A 15,310-nucleotide genomic window follows, 5' to 3' on the forward strand; every position below is an offset into this window, starting at 1 on the left:
CTTTGCTCATTTGTAACACCACCATGCAAGCCCTATCCTGCACCGTTCGCAAGCACCGCAGCTTTTTTTCCAAGCCGGTGTCGCGCGCCATCCAAGCCGCCACCGTGTTGTGCGCAGCCCTGCTTTTGGCGGCTTGCGGCTCCAACGTCAATCTGGCCGAAGACGTGCCGGTCACCGATCGCACGGCGGTGCCGGTGCAGCAAATCGGTGTCGCACCTGGCGCGGGCGCAGCGGGAGCGGCAACAGGGGCGGTGGACCAACGCGCCGTGGCCCCGGTGCAAGCCGGTACCACCACCATGGGGCAGCCCCCCGCGCACCTGGCGCGCTTGGTGTTTTTTGACTTCGACGAGTACACCGTGCGGCCCGAGTTCGTTCCCTTGCTGGAAGGGCATGCGCGGTTTTTGGCTACCGACCGCCAGCGCCGGGTGGCGCTCGAGGGCCACACCGATGAACGCGGTGGCCGCGAATACAACCTTGCGCTGGGGCAAAAGCGCGCCGAGGCGGTGCGCCGCTCGCTGGCCCTGATGGGGGTGCAAGACGCGCAAATGGAGGCGGTCAGCTTTGGCGAAGAAAAACCCGCCAACGCCGGCACCGACGAGGCTGCGCACAGCCAAAACCGGCGCGTTGAACTGGTTTACCGCTGATGCCTGCGCGCTCCTTTTTTGGTGCGGCCCGCCACGGCGTGCTGGGCCTGTTGCTGCTGGCGCTGGCGGCGTGGGCGCTGCCGGTGCAGGCGCAGTTGTTTGGCGGCGACGACCAGGCGCGGCGCGCCATCATCGAGCTGCGCGAGCGCGTCGAGGCCAACCGCAGCGCGGCTGAGCAGGCCAACCAAGCCCTGCAGCAGCAAGATACCGAACTCACCCGACGCCTCGACGAAGATCTGCTGGGCCTGCGCCGCAGTCTGGTCGAGCTTGGGGCGCAGAACGACGCCTTGCGCCGCGAATTGGCCGAGCTGCGCGGCCACAACGAAAGGCTGGCGCACTTGGTGGCCGAGTTGCAGCGTCAGCAGCGCGACTGGCAGGCGCAACTCGACCAGCGCCTGCGCCCGCTGGAGCCGCTCACTGTCACGGTCGAGGGGGTCGAGTTTCAGGCCCGGCCCGAGGAGGTGCAGGCCTTCGATGCCGCCATGGTGGTGTTGCGCGCCTCCGAATTCGAGCGCGCAGCGCGCCTGTTTGGCGAGCTGGTGGCTCAGTTTCCGCGCAGCGGCTACGTGGCCCCCGCCCTTTACTGGCAAGGCAACGCACAGTACGCCGCGCGCCAACACCCTGCCGCCATCGAAACCTTCAGGCGCATGATCGCCGCATCACCTCGCCACCCGAGGGTGCCCGATGCCTTGCTCGGCATCGCCAACGCCCACATCGAACTGCGCGACAACCGCGCCGCGCGCGCCGCCTTGCAAGAGCTCATCCAAGCGCACCCCAACACCGAGGCCGCCGTCGTGGCGCGTGAGCGGCTGACGCGGCTGCGCTAAGCCCTTGGCGTTAGCGGGCGGTACCGTGCGGTCCCGAGCATAAGCAACCTTGGCTGCCTAAAATTGGCAGTCAAATGGTTGATCCGCTACAATCGTTCGCCATGGAAATGACTGAAATCCAAGCGCAAACCACGTTCGTGTTATGGGCCGCCTTTGCGGTGGCCTTTGTATTTGGCACGGTGGCGCAACGCACCCACTTTTGCACCATGGGTGCCATCAGCGACGTCGTCAACATGGGCGACTGGACGCGGCTGCGCATGTGGGGCATGGCCGCGGGCATTGCCATGCTGGGTTTTTATGGCATGGCGGCGCTGGGCTGGATCGACCCCATGCAGACCATCTACAGCGGCAGCCGGGTGCTCTGGCTCTCGGCCCTGTTGGGCGGGGCGCTGTTTGGCTTTGGCATGGTGTTGGCATCGGGCTGCGGCAGCAAAACCCTGGTGCGCATCGGCGCCGGCAACCTCAAATCGCTGGTGGTGTTTGTCGTCATGGGCTTGGCGGCCTATGCCACCCTCAGCGGCGTAACGGCGGTGCTGCGCGACCGCAGCGTCGATCAGGTGGTGCTGCACCTCGATTCCAGTGCAGCCTTGCCGCTGTGGTTGGCTGGGCAGTGGGGTGTGCCGGGTGCCGCCCTCGGGCTGGCGGGTTTGGTCGGCTTGGCCTTGGTCGTCTGGGCGCTGGCAAGCCGCGATTTTCGCGCCTCGATCGACAACTGGCTGGCCGGCATTGGCATCGGGGCCACGGTGGTGGCGCTGTGGTGGGTCACGGGCGTGCTGGCCTTCGTCCCCGAACACCCAGAAACGCTGGAGGCGGTGTTCCTCACCACCGACACCGGCGTGATGGAATCGCTCACCTTCACCGCGCCCATGGCCTATGCGCTGGAGTGGCTGATTTTTTTTAGCGACGCTTCCAAGGTGCTGACCATCGGTGTGGTGTCGGTGTTGGGGGTGGTGCTGGGTTCATTGGTTTACGCCCTGCTCAGCCGCAGCTTTCACTGGGAAGGTTTTGGCAGCACCCAAGACACGGCCTTGCACCTGATCGGGGCCGTTTGCATGGGCGTCGGGGGCGTCACCGCCATGGGCTGCACCATCGGGCAGGGCCTCTCGGGCCTCTCCACCCTAAGCCTGGGCAGCCTGATCGCGGTGGCGGGCATCGGCTTGGGGGCGGTGGCGGCGCTGCGCTTGCAAATCTGGCTGCTCGAGCGTGCTTGAGGCTGCGCCACCGTCCACCGCCGATTCTGCGCAAGAGCCTTTTGAGGGCTTCGAGCGCCGCTTTGGCGGCTTGCGGCGCCTTTATGGCAGCGTGGGGGCGCAGCGCATTTTTGACGCCCATGTGGTGGTGGTCGGCATCGGGGGCGTGGGTTCGTGGGCGGCCGAGGCGCTGGCGCGCAGCGGGGTCGGGCGCCTGACGCTGATCGACCTCGATCATCTGGCCGAATCCAACATAAACCGCCAACTGCACGCCTTGACTGATACCCTAGGGCAATCCAAGGTCTTGGCCATGCAGCAGCGCATTGCGCAGATCAACCCGGCCGCGCAGGTGCACGCGCTGGACGAATTCGTGACCCCTGCCAACTGGGGCGCTCTGATGCAGCAGATTGAGGCCTGCAATGGCAGCCCACTGGCCCTGATCGATGCCTGCGACCAGCGCAGCGCCAAGGAAACGCTGGCGGCATGGGCCTTGCAAGCCCCGCTGCACTTCATCACCTGCGGCGCAGCCGGGGGCAAGCGGCAGGCGCACCGGATTGAGGTTGCCGATTTGTCCAGCACCACCCACGACCCGCTGCTGGCCCGCCTGCGGGCCCGCCTGCGCCAAGCCCATGCGGCAACGGCGCGCGGGCCGATGGGGCTGGCCTGCGTGTTCAGCCGCGAACCCGTGGCCAGCCCCGACCCTTCCTGCGCTGTGCCAGGCGCTGGCGACGGCAGCCTCAATTGCCACGGCTACGGTTCCAGCGTGGCGGTCACGGCGGGCTTTGGCATGGTGGCGGCAGGCTGGACCCTAGAGCGCATCGCCACGGCCGCCGCGCCAAAAAAATCGCAGACGGTGCCAAAACGCGCCACTTGAGATAAAAAAACCAAGCTATAATTCAAGGCTTCGCAGCGCTGCTAGTTGGCGTTGTCGGTGCAAAGTGGGTCGTTAGCTCAGTTGGTAGAGCAGCGGACTTTTAATCCGTTGGTCGCAGGTTCGAATCCCGCACGACCTACCAGTTAAATCAACAAGTTAGGCCAGTTTTCGGACTGGCCTTTTTTGTTGCTTGGGTGCTATGGCTAAGTTGAGTAATTTACTTTAAAAACAACAGCCTATGGTGTTTTTGCGCGCCCAGTAAAGAAAATTAGCTGCTGGGCTTGTAGGGTACCCTCAGAAGATTTTTATCACGCAGGGCTTAACTTCTCAAAACTCTATCAATTCAGCGTTTTTTTAGATAAGATTAGCGCCTATTCTTATCGCGTGACGAGATTGATGAGATTGAAAAAATTCGCTGCGCCATGACACACCCCACGCTGTCCCCTCGCCATGAGGCGCTGCTGCGCCAAGTTCTTGCCGAAGGCAAGCCCGTTGCCCCAAGCGCCCTGGAGCACGCTCTACAAGTCTCTCGGCCCACCCTCAACCGGGACTTGCGCGACCTTCTTGCCGCCGGTTTTCTGAAGAAGCAGGGCGACGGCCGCTCGACTCGATACTTGGCCACCGAAGCGGCCGAGGCGGCGCTGCGCTCTTTGCCTCCTGGCTCCCAAACACCGGTTCGGTCGGTAGCCCTTCAGTGGTCAGCACCTGCGCAGCGCCTTGTGGAGGCCCTTGGCGCACCCTTGGGCACTCGCACTCCCGTGGGCTACGACAGTGGGTTTGTGAGCAGCTACATCCCAAATCAGTCCAGCTTGCTGCCGCCCCAACTGGCCACCGACTTGTACCACGCCGGCCGCAGCCCAGACCAGCAACCCGCTGGAACTTACGCGCGCGAGGTGCTCGAGCAGTTGCTCATCGACCTGTCCTGGTCGTCATCGCGCCTCGAGGGCAACAACAAAAGCTTGCTCGACACCAAGGAACTCTTCGAGCGCGGCCAACAAGCCGGGCCGCTCGATGACGACACGTTGATGCTGCTCAATCACAAAAGTGCCATCGAGTTCATGGTCGATGCGGTGCCGACGGAGGGCATTACCGTAGCCGTCATCGTCGATCTGCAGGCCAAGCTGATGCGGGACCTTCTCCGCGACTCGCGGGACATCGGCAGCATCCGTCGGCGCGTGGTGAACATCGACGGCTCGGTTTACAGCCCCAGCAACATACCCACGCTCCTAGAAGAGACGCTGAACGCCATTGTCGGCAAGGTGCGCAACATCCGCAATCCGGTTGAGGCCGCCTTCTTCCTGTGGGTCAACTTGGCCTACCTACAGCCCTTTGCGGACGGCAACAAACGCACGAGTCGGCTGTGCGCGAATATGCCGCTCATGCTCTACAACTGCGCACCGCTGTCCTTTCTGGATGTGGAGCGCTCGGACTACGCGACCGCCATGCTCGGTGTTTACGAGCAGCGCAACGTGTCTGCGGCGGTGGACTTGTTCGAATTTATCTACCGTCGCTCGATGCAGAAGTACAGCGTGCTGCGCGCCGCTCTGTCGGCGCCCGACCCGATTCGAACCAAGTACCGGCAGGCCTTGAACGAATTGATGCAGTTCGTTGTCTTTCATGGCTGCACGCTGGAGGCCGCATTTGCCGATGTGTACGTCGATGCCCCGGACATCTCGGCGCTGCGCCTGATCGCGAACACCGAACTCGATCAACTGGAGCAGCACAACTGCGCCCGCTACAACCTTGCCCGTGGCATGACACAGCGATGGATAGACTCTGGGCGGAGCCGATGATGGGAAATTGGGTGGCCCACGTTTTGGTTGCGCAGGGCCCGGGCGGGCAGCACGTCAACAAGGCCTCCACGGCCGTGCACCTGCGCTTCGACATCGCGGCCTCCTCACTGCTCGCGGCGCTCAAGGCGCGGCTGCTGGCCCGGTCGGACAGCCGAATCTCTGCCGACGGGGTGCTGGTGATCAAGGCGCAGGGCTCGCGCAGCCTGGAGAGCAACAAGGCCGAGGCCATGGCCCGCTTGCACACGCTCATCGAGCGCGCCGCGCACGTGCCCAAGCCCCGCAAACCCACCCGGCCGACCTACGGCTCCCAGCAGCGCCGCCTCGAGGGCAAGGCGCAACGGTCGTCGGTCAAACTCGGGCGCGGCAAAGTTTCAGAGTAGCAAGGCCCAATGCGCTGGGGTGGTGGTGGGCGTGCAGGCCCCCATACGTCAGAATAGTTGTCGCCTCGATAGAACAACCCTTGGGGCGGCGAAGAAGGACGAACATGGCCCGATACGGACAAGCATTCAAAGACAAGGCGCTGGCCCGCTTGCTGGCGCCCGAGAGCGCAGCGCTGCACGTGGTAGCGCAAGATCTGGGCGTTGGGGTGTCAACCCTGGAGCGCTGGCGCGAGCAGGCGCAGAGCAAACCGGCCCGCGTGCCAAGCTGGACTGCAGGCAGTCGGCTCGAAGCCGTCATCACCACAGCGGCCCTCAACGAGGCCGCCAAGAGCGCCTGGTGTCGCGAGCACGGCGTGTACCCGAGCGAGCTTGACCAGTGGCGCGCCAGTTGCACCACGGCCTTGTCCAATCCCGAGGAGGCCCGCGCCAGTCCGCAGGCCACGCGCGCCTCGGCCAAGCGCATCAAGGAGCTCGAACGCGATTTGCTGCGCAAAGACCGGGCACTGGCCGAGACCGCCGCGCTGCTGGTGCTATCAAAAAAAGTCGCGGCGATCTTGCACAAGGGAGAGGACGAATGATCGGCCTCGAAGATCGCCAAGCCCTGTCCCAAAACATCTATGCTGCGCACGCCGCCGGCGCACGCCTGCGCCCAGCCTGCCAGATCGTCGGCATCGACGTGCGCACCCTGCAACGCTGGAAGGCCCAGCAGGGGCTCAAAACAGGCGATGGCAGGCCGCAGGCGCTGCGGCCCGTGCCCAGCCATGCCCTGAGCCCTCAGGAGCGCGCGGCGCTGCTGGCCGTGGCCAACGAGACCCGCTTTGCCTCGGTGCCGCCGGCGCGCATCGTGCCCATGCTGGCCGACGAGGGGATCTATCTGGGAAGCGAATCCAGCATGGCGCGTGTGCTGCGGGCGCATGGGCAAAACACCCGCCGTGGCCGCGCCAAGCCCCCCAGAGCGGTGCGCCCGCCCAGCACCCACATCGCCACCGCGCCCGGCCAAGTTTGGTGCTGGGACATGAGCTACTTGCCCGCCGTGGTGACCGGGCGCTGGTTTCACCTGTACCTGATCCTGGATCTGTACAGCCGCAAGATCGTGGGTGCCGAGGTGCACGAGAGCGATGACGCCAACCACGCCGTGCACCTGGTGCGCCGCACCGCACTGGCCGAGGACATTGCCGCTTTCACTGATAAACCGGTATTGCATGGTGACAATGGATCGACTCTGAAGGCGACTACGGTGCTGGCCATGCTCAACTGGCTGGGTGTGAAACCCTCGTACTCGCGGCCACGTGTGAGCGACGACAACGCCTATGCTGAGGCGCTGTTTCGCACCGCCAAGTACCGGCCCGAGTTCCCGCTCAAGGGCTTTGCCAGCCTCGATGAGGCCAGAGCCTGGGCGGCGCAGTTCGTGCATTGGTACAACCACGATCACCGCCACAGCGGCATCCGCTACGTCAGCCCGGCCCAGCGCCACAGTGGCGAAGATCAGGACATTCTCGACGCGCGCCATGCGCTGTACCAGCAAGCCAGGCAGAAGAACCCGGCGCGCTGGTCGGGCCAGACGCGCAACTGGACACCGGTCGATGTGGTCACGCTCAACCCGGAGCGCGACTCGGTCATCAAAGCGGCTGTGGCTCACGCTCATATTCACGCGGCGGCTGCATGATTCAGGCGACAACTATCTTGACATGCGCCGGGTTCGCAGCAAGCCCTGCGCTTATGGGCGCGTTTCGCGCCACGCGTCGGCCACCTGTTTGATCAGGCCATGCACCTCATCGAGGGCGGCCGTGTCGCTGTGGGCGTTGGCGTGCAGCAGGCGCACCGAGCAATACGCGTACAAACCGTCGAGCTGCAAGGCCAGTTCGCCCCCGGCCTTGGTGTCGAGGTGGGTGCGCAGGCCCTCACCCAAAATTTGCAGCGCCCTGTCGAGATGGCGGATTTTGTTGTTGACGTCGCGCTGCTCGATGGCCAGCCGACCTAGGGTTATGCGCTCCAGCAGGCCTTCAAACAGCAGCATGACGACCTCGTGCGGGCCACTGCCATCGGCGCGGCTGTCGAGGGCCACCGAGGCGTAGGCGCGGGCGGAACGGTTGGCGGGTGGGATCATGATGGTATGCCAGCAAACAGGGGGTACACAATCATTATCGGTCAGGGCGGGCAAGTTTGAAGGCTTTGATTGCGCTGCCTAGGGCCGGCTCGGCAGAAAGCCATCGATCGCCGCCTGCACATGCTCCAAATGCACTTCCAGCCCCAGCCACAGCGGCAGCCGCACCAGCCGTTCGGACTCGTGCTCGGTCAAGGCCAAGTTGCCGTGGCAGCGTCCGAGCCGCTTGCCCTGCGGGGCCGAATGCAGCGGCACGTAGTGGAACACGCTGTGGATGCCGTGGCTTTTGAGGTGTGCAATAAAGGCGCTGCGCTCCGCCAAATCGCGCAGGCGTATGGCATACATGTGGGCGTTGTGCTGGCAATGGGCTGGCGATGCAGGGCGCTGAAAGCGCTGCGCGCGGCTGGAGGCAGCAAAAAAGCGGTCGTAGCGCTGCCACAGATCCAGCCGCTGCTGCGTGATGCGGTCGGCCTCTTGCAGTTGCCCCCACAAAAAGGCCGCCACCAGTTCGCCCGGCAAAAAGCTCGAACCCACGTCGCACCAGGTGTATTTGTCCACTTCGCCGCGAAAGAATTGGCTGCGGTTGGTGCCTTTTTCGCGCAAGATTTCGGCGCGCTCGACCCAGCGCGCGTCGTTCACCAGCAGCGCACCGCCTTCACCCGAGATGATGTTTTTGGTTTCGTGAAAGCTCAGGCAGCCCAGGTGCCCGATCGACCCCAAAGGGCGGCCGCGGTAGCTGGCCATCAGGCCTTGCGCCGCGTCTTCGACTACGATCAGGCCGTGCCGTTGCGCCAGCGCCATGATCGCATCCATTTCGCAGCCCACACCGGCGTAATGCACCACCGCGATGGCCTTGGTGCGCGGTGTGATGGCGGCCTCGATCAGCGTCTCGTCGATGTTGAGCGTATCGGGCCGAATGTCCACGAACACCGGCGTGGCCCCGCGCAGCACGAAGGCGTTGGCGGTCGAGACGAAGGTGTAGGACGGCATAATGACTTCATCACCCGGGCCTAGGTCGAGTAGCAGCGCCGCCATTTCCAGCGCCGCCGTACACGAGTGGGTGAGCAGCGCCTTACGGGTGCCGGTTCTTTGCTCCAGCCACTGGTGGCAGCGCTGGGTAAAGGGGCCGTCGCCGGCCAGCTTGCCGTTGAAGTGCGCCTCGGCAATGTGGAACAGTTCCTTACCTGTCATGTAGGGCTTATTGAAGGGGATGTTCATGGTTTCACTGACGGAAAATTAGTGGGCAGATTAATCGAATAGCTCTTGGTGTTTCTTTGAAAATTATGCTATGTAGAATCTGCAAAATAAACTCCAAGAAGACGTCGAGTGTGATGGTGCCATTTATGAATAAAATCAGTCCCTTTCACGCGAGATGAGAATTTACTGTCAAGTACTGTCCGAGCTAAAATCAATTTCTTTGCAGTAATATTAAATTAATTAATCCGGCTTACCGCGTTGAAATTTTGGCCAATGCTTGTGAAAACCAAGCAAAATCTCTTCAAACTGAAATTCAAATCGCCTATAAAGGTTAATAATTGGTATATTGGCCGCTGAGATTAATGTATGCGCTTCTCGAACGCCACGAAGTCTGTTTAAGCGCAGTGCATCCGCCCATAATGACACGGCTAGAAGCGCATGACTGCGCTTAGTGCCGGTTAGAACCAGATCGACTCTCTCACCCTCATCGCGCTGAATGTGCAGCCCAATCACCTCTCCCTTTAATCTGTAGCTATAGACCTCATGCTGCTGCACCAACAAATCCGACAGCCAATTTCTATAACGTAGTGCAGCCAGCGCCTGCGCGATCCAGGGATCCTCGTGCATGCGACCGTACTTGAAGTCGGTGGCTAAGATGGTGCGCAAGGCCTCGTGGTCTTCCTTGGTTGCCGTCTCCAGCAATGGGCCCGCGCGGATCAGGCGGTCAAATGAGACGCTGCTTTGAAGCTTGTGATGACGAATTCGGTAGCTTGACTCAGCGAAGTAAAAACCGGACTGGTGCATCACCTGCTTGAGCAAGCGAGTTGGTTCAAAGCGCCCGTAGGCGAATTGCAGGTTCTGCGCCTGCGCCCAACTCTCGAATTGTCCGAGCAGATCCAGCCCGGCGGCCTCTTGCGAAACGATAAAGCGGGTGATCTCAGCGCAGGGAAATCCAAAAACACGCTCATCCCATGGGGTTCGGCGGCACTCTAGGGCCGCGTGGTTATTTTCCAGACGGAGCATGGTGGTCAAAGAAAGAAGGCAGCAGCAGCTTACGGCTGAAGGCTGTGATTAAATCATGACCATCCCACACTGGCGCGAAGGACAGGGCCTCACCTATTGAAACGATACGATCAATAGCCCTCGCCGGTAGCGCCAAGGTCAATTCCAACAACTGTGCTCGCGTGAAACCATGCACTGCCAACGTCTGTTCTTTGTAGGTCAACTGTGAAGCCAGATCGACCAGATGGGGCAAGCGCATCTCAAGAAACAGACCATTGCCGCAGTGCAGGGTCTTTGCAGCTTCGTCCAGTGGACGTTCTACCATCAGCCGAAGGGGTAGGCCTGGCAGCAACCCAGAAACTCCATCTGGGCGCGCAAGGGCTGAACCGGCATATTCGAAGCAGGCAGCCACGCGAGCAAAGCTCATTGCCTCTGTGTTTTCGGGCTGACGCCGAACCAGCATCTGCTCAAAAGCCGTCCAAAAGCGCGCACGGGCTACATCGATTCGATCGGGTGTACCGATCCAAGCCACTAGACGCGGCGAGGAACAGGCCTGCTGTTTGAACCAGAAGGTATCGTTATAAAAGCGACCAGCTAAGTGTGCCAGCGCCGTCTCGTCAAGCCGAAGTAGCGCCTCGGAGTCAATGGCGCAGGCCGAGAAGCGGTCGGGGAAGCAAATTTCGGTAGCTGTCGGGCGCAACGGGACGGCTCGAAGCTTGCGCACCGTCGCATCCCCGCCCCACACCACGCGCACCTGGCAGGCTTCTGACAGCGCGCTGGTGATCGTGTCATCATGGGGATAAGTGAGGAGCACAATCCGGTTCCGCACAGGCTTTCCCACTTCCTCGGCCAGCGTTTGAGCCAGCACCGTGATGAGAAATGTTTGCGCTGCGCTGGATTTCTGCGACAGGCGCACGACGTTCACGTTACCCGCCAACAGTGAAAGCAACCAAGAATACATGAATACCGAATCCACGTTGCTCGGTGCTATGTGAAAGGCCAGGCCACGGCCCAGAACCAGGGCTTCACCGGTGTCGAAGGGGTACTTCTGTGCCAGCAGGTGCAGGCTGGCACCCCTGAACCAGTGACCCAGAGCCGCCAGTTCCGGATGCTGACGAATGCCAGCAGCAGTGAGCAGCTTCTGCGATAAGCGTTTAACGAACTCGACGGCACGAAGATCAAACGGCTGCCAGGCTGGAGCAAGTGATAGCGATTCGATCACTTTATCGAGCGATCGAATTTCTCGCTCTTCATGCAATAAAAATGATGGCTTCTGCATCGCAATTAGTGTTGAATATTAAGGCAATGCCTGTTACTCACCCCAAACTGCCCATGAACAATAGGGCTGAAGATGGGATCGCCTTAGTTTTATGTTTTCGGTTCCAAGAATCTCGCGAACAGCAATGGTCTCGCCGGGAAAATGCTCGCAGTTTAATTCGTCAAAAACCAAGATAGATCCTCTTGTGAGGCGATGTTTAATTGCCTGTAGGACGTCGCGAGTTGGTAAATATAGATCGGTGTCGAATATGGCCATTGATATTATGGCGTGTGGATTTTCTTCCAGCCATACAGGAAACGTTTTGCAAATGTCTCCTTTGACCAGATCGAATTTTCTAATATGGGCCATCGGGGCCGCCTGCTCATGCAGCCACAATATCTGCTCAAGATCGGATTCAAAACCCGCCTTGGATGAGTAGTCTCCTGGCTTCCACTCAGATGTCCTGCTAAAGTCCGCCACTGATACTGATGGAAACCCTGAAAATGTATCAAATCCAATAATTTTACGCGAAATGTAAACGGCTCATAAATGGATCTAAGGTTAATCAACTGGCACATCGTAGCACCCCATTGAACCCCAAATTCGCATATTACACCTGGTACATTTACGATTTGCTTGTATAGCTCTGTATAGTAGTTTATTCTCGCGAGTGCTTGAACCCTAACGCCAATCAAGGCGTGCATGTGCCAGTTATCACCAAGATATGGCAACAGATCAATAAACCTGGTCCGAAGATCTTGGTTAATCTGCTTTTGGGAATCGGTTTTAATGTCAAGTTCTTTTATTGGGGAGATGTTCATGTTATTTGCTTTGTGTTTAATGGCTCAAGGATAACGAGTATCGCTGCACCCACGCACTTCAACCTGTGGAAGACGTCCGCTTACCGTAAAATAGCTGCCGGCTCGGCTGCAGGGGCAGTCATCCCGGCCGAGCAGCTTGCCCACGTCCTCGGTCAGCAGGGAATGGCCGGGGTAGCTGAGCGGAATGGCGCTCTGCACCTGTATCACCCCCGTCTGACCGACCTCGAGCGGTTGCAGCGTGTGCGGGTCACGGATCAGAACGTCGGCGTAACTCGGGCTGTGCAGGTGGCCGTGTTCGCACTCCATGAAGATGGAGCCGACTTGCTCTACCATGCCGTAATAGTTGTGAACGCGATCAATGCCGAACTGCTGCTGTAGCCGCGTCTTGAACTCATGATTGCTGACGCTCTGATCCAGCAACCGCTTCCAGCCACCGCCGTGGAACAACACGCTGCCTGGAGGGAATCGCAACTTGACGCCCTGGCGCAGCGCGCACTGATAAAGCCCCTGCCAAACAACGAACGTGAAACCAAACAGCAGAACTGGCGTTTCTGCGTGGCGTTCCACCCAGGCTTGTAGGGCATGGACGTCCAGTTCCAGCGCATCATTTAGACAGTAACAGTGATCGCGGCCATAGGTCGAAAATCCCAGGATGCCGGCCGCACGTGCGTTGAACCGCCGGCGATCCTTCAGCACATCAGCGGAATCGACAATCACCATCGGCCAGCGCTTCTTGCCCAGGAACGAGGCCATGATGGCGCTGAGCACTCGCGTCTGACGCATCGACGTCTCGCGGTCGAGGTAGATGCGCGACACCGCCTGGCCGGTGGTGCCACTGGAGGTCAGCGTCTTGATGACCTCGGCTTCCGGCACGCTGCGCAACTCCAGCGTTTTGAACAAGCGCACTGGCAAGTAGGGCACCTCGGCCAGCGTGGCCGCCTGGGCACCCGCTGGAAACAGGCGCTCCACCATGTTGGCGTATGGTGCGCAGTGTTGCAGGTGCCAGCGCGTCAGCCCGTTCAGGGTGTCCAGCAGCGCCGGATCCTTGGCGTCGGCGCGAAAGTTATAGGGCTTGTTGATATCCAGTGGCAGTTCTGGCGGGTGGGCTGCTGTGTCCATTTTAATGTGTTCGAAGGACATCATATTAGGCGCAGTAGGGCACCGTAGTCTTTTTTGCCAGAAGGCAGCAGCGGCAGTTGGTCCACCGATTGCAAACAGGTCATGGTCGGGTGGATGGCAAATTGCCTGCGTATGAATTCTTGTGCCTTACCCAACAATGCGACATCTTGGCATTCCAGCAAAACATGCAACCGGTCATCAGTGCCGCCCACGGCCAGTGGTATTTGCAGTGCAGCTTGCAGTGCTTGCTCCACCTCATCTAGGCCGATGCGGTTGCCGCCGACCTTGATGAAGCGCTTGAGCCGACCAGTGATGTAGAAGAAGCCGTCCTCGTCCACCCGACCGAGGTCGCCGGTGGGCAAGCAGCCCTGGCAGTCGTCGCCGCGCGCCAGATCAGATCGCTGGTCAGCATAGCCCAGCATCACGTTCGGGCCTCGGTAGACTAGCTCGCCACTGCCAGCGGTGACGTCCAGCGCGCCTCCTGGAATCGGCACGCCAATGCTGCCGATTTTGCTGACCAACTGCTCGGGCGGTACGTAGCTGATGCGCGCACAAGCCTCGGTTTGGCCATACATGACGAAAAATCGACGACCACTGGCCTGCGCGTGCTCGGCCACTAGACGCGTGAGCTTATCTTCCAAGCGTCCGCCAGCCTGCGTCAGCGTGCGCAGCGCGGGCAGATCCAGCTTGAAGAAGGCGGTGCGGTACAGCATTTGGTACATGTAGGGCACCCCGGCCAACGAGGTCACATGCTGCTCGCGCAGGCGTTGGTGAAACTCTCGGCTGAACACGCTGTCGGTGTTGAGGACCAGCGTGGCGCGGACCAGCAGGTGGCTGTTGATCACCGATAGACCATACGAGTAGTGCATCGGGAGCGAGGTGATGGCACGCTCCTGCGCCGTCAGATCCAGGTAGCTGGCGATGGACGCCGCATTGGCCTGCAACGCAGCCCGCGTCAGGCGCACCAGACGCGGGCTGCCCGTGGTGCCGGAGGTACTCAGCAGCAACCCCAGATCTGCGTGCAATTCGGCCCCCGGGGCCGCTGGCTGTTCCTGCGGCTCGCCGTGCGTGGCGATCCACTGCGGCTGATAGCGGGCTTGTAGCGCCGCAAGTTGCTCAGGGGGCGTCTGAACAGCCAGCAACAGCGGCACATGGCCTTGGCGCAGACAGGCCAGATAAAGCGCCACATCAGCCAGCCGGTTGTCACACAGCACAAACCCGAGCGTGCGCGAGCCCAGCGCGGCCAGTGCCTCTTCCTGCTGGGTGACTTGCGCCAGCAGTGTGGCATAGCTGTGCACCAGGCCCACAGCGTCGATGACAGCGCTGCGCTGCGCCCACTCGGCGTCAAGATCCCAGAAGTTCATAAGCTCATCCCACCATCGACGCCAATCACCTGTCCGGTGATATAGGCCGCCTGCGCGGAGGCCAGGAAACGCACCAGATGCGCCACCTCATCGGGCTGGCCCATGCGGCCCATGCGCACACGGGCCAAGTTTTCATGATGCACCTTGTCGCTGTGCTGGCGGTTCATTTCGGTGTCGATGTAACCCGGTGCCACAGCGTTGACGCGGATCTTCTGCGGCGCCAGTTCCTTGGCCGCCGCCAGCGTGGCGCCGATCAGCCCTGCCTTGGAGGCGGCGTAAGGCACCTGTCCCTCAAACCCGTAACGCCCGACGATGGACGACATGTTGATGACCGATCCACCCCCATTGCGCGCCATCAGCTTGGCAGCGCCTTGCATATGTAGAATGGCTGCCGCTAAATTGACTTCCAGAGTATGTGACAGCGCTGTATGTGTGACCATGCCCATCTTGGCCGGTTCCATTACGCCGGCGTTGTTAACCAGTACATCCAAGCGTCGAAAGCGCTTGAAGATCACCTGGAACGCACGGCCAATGGCTTCATGCTCGGTCATGTCGTAGTTGAGCAGTAGGCTGCCAGTAGCGCAGGCCGCAGGTAACTTGGCGAGCAATTCATCGAGCGCAGCAAGTGATCGGGAATGCAGAACCAGATGGTAGCCGTCGTCAGCCAATGCCCTAGCACACGCGAGACCAATCCCGCGTGAGGCACCAGTAACAAAGGCAATTCGATCAGTCATTAT

Annotated in this window: 14 protein-coding genes and 1 tRNA gene; 8 read left to right on the forward strand and 7 right to left on the reverse strand. The window is 60.9% G+C overall.

Features of this window, described 5'->3' with window-relative positions:
* Positions 1 to 23: 23 nt before the first annotated feature.
* The 8 genes from pal (at position 24) to SRAA_RS04025 (ending at position 7,374) form a co-directional block, all read left to right on the forward strand.
* Positions 24 to 644, forward strand: a complete 621-nt coding sequence (gene pal / locus SRAA_RS03985; RefSeq protein WP_082039893.1) for a peptidoglycan-associated lipoprotein Pal — start codon at positions 24 to 26, stop codon at positions 642 to 644.
* On the forward strand, positions 644 to 1,471 hold the full coding sequence (gene ybgF / locus SRAA_RS03990) for a tol-pal system protein YbgF (protein ID WP_045531125.1): 828 nt from the start codon (positions 644 to 646) through the stop codon (positions 1,469 to 1,471). Before pal ends, ybgF begins: the two co-directional genes overlap by 1 nt.
* Positions 1,472 to 1,572: 101 nt before the next feature.
* A complete protein-coding gene (locus SRAA_RS03995) occupies positions 1,573 to 2,682 on the forward strand; it encodes a YeeE/YedE family protein (protein WP_045531126.1) in 1,110 nt (369 codons plus the stop codon).
* Complete coding sequence (locus SRAA_RS04000) at positions 2,675 to 3,535, forward strand: tRNA threonylcarbamoyladenosine dehydratase (protein WP_045531127.1); 861 nt, start codon at positions 2,675 to 2,677, stop codon at positions 3,533 to 3,535. Before SRAA_RS03995 ends, SRAA_RS04000 begins: the two co-directional genes overlap by 8 nt.
* 66 nt (positions 3,536 to 3,601) lie before the next feature.
* Positions 3,602 to 3,677: transfer RNA gene (locus SRAA_RS04005), tRNA-Lys, on the forward strand.
* A gap of 280 nt (positions 3,678 to 3,957) precedes the next feature.
* Positions 3,958 to 5,328 carry a Fic family protein gene (locus SRAA_RS04010; protein WP_045531128.1) on the forward strand — a complete coding sequence of 457 codons (1,371 nt, stop codon included), beginning with the start codon at positions 3,958 to 3,960 and terminating at the stop codon, positions 5,326 to 5,328.
* Positions 5,328 to 5,708: an alternative ribosome rescue aminoacyl-tRNA hydrolase ArfB gene (gene arfB / locus SRAA_RS04015; protein WP_231849328.1), complete on the forward strand. Its 381-nt coding sequence runs from the start codon at positions 5,328 to 5,330 to the stop codon at positions 5,706 to 5,708. The genes SRAA_RS04010 and arfB overlap by 1 nt, the downstream gene beginning before the upstream one ends.
* Before the next feature lie 104 nt (positions 5,709 to 5,812).
* Positions 5,813 to 7,374, forward strand: a protein-coding gene (locus SRAA_RS04025) for an IS3 family transposase (protein WP_144318695.1) whose coding sequence is annotated in 2 segments (ribosomal slippage) — positions 5,813 to 6,251 and positions 6,251 to 7,374 — 1,563 coding nt in all. Because the reading frame shifts where the segments join, the coding sequence is not laid out codon by codon here.
* Between the two features lie 51 nt (positions 7,375 to 7,425).
* Here the strand turns inward: SRAA_RS04025 and fliS are convergent.
* The 7 genes from fliS to SRAA_RS12200 form a co-directional block, all read right to left on the reverse strand.
* Positions 7,426 to 7,815: a flagellar export chaperone FliS gene (gene fliS, locus SRAA_RS04030; RefSeq protein WP_045531131.1), complete on the reverse strand. Its 390-nt coding sequence runs from the start codon at positions 7,813 to 7,815 to the stop codon at positions 7,426 to 7,428.
* 78 nt (positions 7,816 to 7,893) lie between these two features.
* Positions 7,894 to 9,030: a dTDP-4-amino-4,6-dideoxygalactose transaminase gene (gene rffA, locus SRAA_RS04035; protein WP_045531132.1), complete on the reverse strand. Its 1,137-nt coding sequence runs from the start codon at positions 9,028 to 9,030 to the stop codon at positions 7,894 to 7,896.
* Positions 9,031 to 9,249: 219 nt separating this feature from the next.
* On the reverse strand, positions 9,250 to 10,032 hold the full coding sequence (locus SRAA_RS04040) for a hypothetical protein (RefSeq protein ID WP_045531133.1): 783 nt from the start codon (positions 10,030 to 10,032) through the stop codon (positions 9,250 to 9,252).
* The gene (locus SRAA_RS04045; protein ID WP_052467474.1) at positions 10,013 to 11,290 is read right to left on the reverse strand and encodes an acyl-CoA reductase; all 1,278 of its coding nucleotides are present in this window, start codon (positions 11,288 to 11,290) and stop codon (positions 10,013 to 10,015) included. The genes SRAA_RS04040 and SRAA_RS04045 overlap by 20 nt, the downstream gene beginning before the upstream one ends.
* An 824-nt stretch (positions 11,291 to 12,114) precedes the next feature.
* On the reverse strand, positions 12,115 to 13,233 hold the full coding sequence (locus SRAA_RS04050; RefSeq protein ID WP_231849329.1) for a LuxE/PaaK family acyltransferase: 1,119 nt from the start codon (positions 13,231 to 13,233) through the stop codon (positions 12,115 to 12,117).
* Complete coding sequence (locus SRAA_RS04055; protein WP_052467475.1) at positions 13,230 to 14,573, reverse strand: AMP-binding protein; 1,344 nt, start codon at positions 14,571 to 14,573, stop codon at positions 13,230 to 13,232. The genes SRAA_RS04050 and SRAA_RS04055 overlap by 4 nt, the downstream gene beginning before the upstream one ends.
* Positions 14,570 to 15,307, reverse strand: coding sequence for an SDR family NAD(P)-dependent oxidoreductase (locus tag SRAA_RS12200; RefSeq protein ID WP_045531134.1), 738 nt, complete (start codon positions 15,305 to 15,307; stop codon positions 14,570 to 14,572). Before SRAA_RS12200 ends, SRAA_RS04055 begins: the two co-directional genes overlap by 4 nt.
* Positions 15,308 to 15,310 lie beyond the last annotated feature (3 nt).

The sequence above is a fragment of the Serpentinimonas raichei genome (assembly GCF_000828895.1).
GTDB classification, from domain to species: Bacteria; Pseudomonadota; Gammaproteobacteria; order Burkholderiales; family Burkholderiaceae_C; genus Serpentinimonas; species Serpentinimonas raichei.